This window comes from Zooshikella ganghwensis DSM 15267 (genome assembly GCF_000428585.1).
Classification (GTDB): domain Bacteria; phylum Pseudomonadota; class Gammaproteobacteria; order Pseudomonadales; family Zooshikellaceae; genus Zooshikella; species Zooshikella ganghwensis.
This window is the reverse complement of sequence record NZ_AUAF01000308.1, coordinates 1-2429: the sequence shown is the minus strand read 5'-3', so window position 1 is coordinate 2429 and position 2429 is coordinate 1. Positions and strand designations below refer to the sequence as shown.

The 2429-nt window shown below is 33.9% G+C and carries 3 protein-coding genes; 1 reads left to right on the top strand and 2 read right to left on the bottom strand.

The genetic code is table 11. The features are described 5' to 3' along the window. Positions 1–64: 64 nt before the first annotated feature. Positions 65–769, bottom strand: a complete 705-nt coding sequence (locus F607_RS32085) for a pentapeptide repeat-containing protein (protein ID WP_038292448.1) — start codon at positions 767–769, stop codon at positions 65–67. A gap of 222 nt (positions 770–991) precedes the next feature. Between F607_RS32085 and F607_RS0126290 the strand changes: the two genes are divergently transcribed. Continuing rightward, positions 992–1879: a hypothetical protein gene (locus tag F607_RS0126290; protein WP_157365617.1), complete on the top strand. Its 888-nt coding sequence runs from the start codon at positions 992–994 to the stop codon at positions 1877–1879. A gap of 104 nt (positions 1880–1983) precedes the next feature. On the opposite strand, the gene F607_RS0126285 is transcribed toward F607_RS0126290, so the two are convergent. Further along, on the bottom strand, positions 1984–2379 hold the full coding sequence (locus tag F607_RS0126285; RefSeq protein WP_027710375.1) for a hypothetical protein: 396 nt from the start codon (positions 2377–2379) through the stop codon (positions 1984–1986). Positions 2380–2429: the final 50 nt, after the last annotated feature.

Below are 2429 nucleotides of genomic sequence, written 5' to 3'. Positions count from 1 at the left end.
TGACATCCCCTGTCCCTTTGAATTTGTTTCGGCAAAACAAAGGTTGGGGTCAGGGGTTGTCATTTCAAACTAATAAAAGTCGAGCATCGCGTGATGTTAAGTTTGTGTTACGAAAGTCTGCATAGGATAAATTAGCATTTGATAAATTGGCATGACTAAAGTTTGAGCTTATGAGTTGAGCATGTTGCAGTGTTGCATTATTGAAGTTTGCATAGCTGTAATTTGATGAGCCTGCCTCTGCGCCTTCAATTGAAGCATGACTAAAGTTTGCATATTTAAAGTCAGTTTCAGCCATCATGGTATAGCTTAAGTTTGCGTTTTGTAAGTTTGCTGCAGAAAAGTCAGCAAAAAATAAGGATGCACCCGTTAAGTCGCTATTGGATAAGTTTGTTTGAATTAATTTGGCGCTGGATAGGTTGGCTACATTTAAGGTTGATTTTTCTAAGTCTGCAAAAGACATATTGGTGTTTTGAGCGTCGGCATAATACAGTATTACTCCTTTCATGTAGGTAAATTTAAGATCAGCATTGTTTAAATAAACACCATACATGTTAGTATTACTTAGATTAGCATGAGTTAATGTCACTGCATTATAGTCCTTGCGGGGAATACTATTACCTTGAGTTAAATCTGCATCACTAAGGTCACACTTTGAAAGATTCTTTACGCTATTTATGGCATTTTCATAGCATGTTTGGTCGTAGGCATTTACAAAAGTAGAGATAGTTAATAAACCACAAAGGCTTAAAACTGATTTATTAATAAACATAATCCTTGTTCTCCTTGAACGATCGTGTGATGGTGTATTATACCTAAAAACCCTTCGTTTTGGGTATATATACGGTATTCATGGTGACTATGATTAACAGACAATCTATCTATGAACTTATTTGGGATTTAATAATCGAACGCTTTATTTATTGAGCTTTAGGTACAATTCATTAGGAGTAGAGATAGGTGGAATATCGTTGTAATAAAAGGCATACAGTGGATGTGCGACGAAAATAGTACTTTGGTGCTTGATGGTTGCCTTGTTCAAAGCAAGAGTAGAATTTCATCAATGACTTTTAGGCAAGGGGTTGTGTTGTCTCTTTGTCTTCATGTTTTAGTATTCGGGATTGTGTATAAGGTAGGGCTCTTTTCAAATGATAAGACCATGCATCAAGGCTACTCAAAAAAATTAATTATTGAAATTGTAAATAAAAGTGCTAGGGAAAATGTTAAGCAGTCTTCTGCTGTAAAAAAAGCTAGATTAATAGCTTCTGATGGTGTATTACAGAAAAGCAAGGTAGTAAATAATTCAAAGGCTAATAATCTTAATAAAGAAAAATATAATAGGTCAAAGAAAGAAGAACTGATTGTTGAAAATGCTATAGCTATTTCTAACAAAAAACAAAATCAGAAAGGTGATCATAAAAGCAATGTTAAAGTTGATGCTAGTGAAGTGAGCTCTCAAACTAAACGAATTTCTTATGGTGATATATTAAAACAGGTAGAGCAATTAGATTCGTCACTAAGCAGTGAAGATGACTTAAGTACGAGTAATACCTTGATTCGAGAAAATTTTACAGTATTCTCAAAGCAGCTAAGAAATAAACTAAACGTGGTTGATCGTAAGAAAAAGGAACGATATAAATATCTTGAAGGTGAACGAGTTAAAGAAGAAAATAAATATTTTGAGTTTGGTCAGGTTGGTGATACAAAGGTAGTTCGTATTAATGGAAACTGTTTTGGTGTACCTGAAGAGGATCCATTTAGTCTTTTCCAAGAAACATGGGAGCTAATGGGAGACTGTTCCAAAAAGCAACTCATTAAGTTTGAAGCTAAAACACTAAATAAGCAATATCAAGAGATGTTAAGAAAAAATAGCATAAATTAGGTAGTGTATTTGCGTAGAAATTTAATTGAATAATTATTTTGATAATTTATTTAAAGTGTATTATTTACAGTATGTCCTTTGGGGTTATTTGATCTTTGCTTCATTTAATGTCTTAGCCATTTGTCGTATATTTTTTGTACTTGGCCATTATTCCTCATTGTATCAACGGCATCAAAAATACTTTCGGCAACATTGTCAGGGAAGTGTAACCCTGTTGCAATATAGACACGTTTTATAGCTCCAATAGATGGTCCTTGTTGTAAGTCACTTGTGCTTTGTCCAATTTCTTTCCACGAGTACAGTACAATAACATCAGAATCAGCAATGATGTTATACCTTTTATTTATCATTTTTAGTGCATTTGTTTTCGCAGTTTTTGCTCCGCTATCAAGTTTTAATTCAAGTTTTTCAAGCATGGATATTATAGCATGACCATGAACTACACCAATGGTTTCGTTTTTTATTAATAAATAAAAACCACGTCCTATGGGCGTGGTCATCGTCAGCGAAAGGCTATGCCTGAATGATCTGCTCATGGTATTCGTTTACT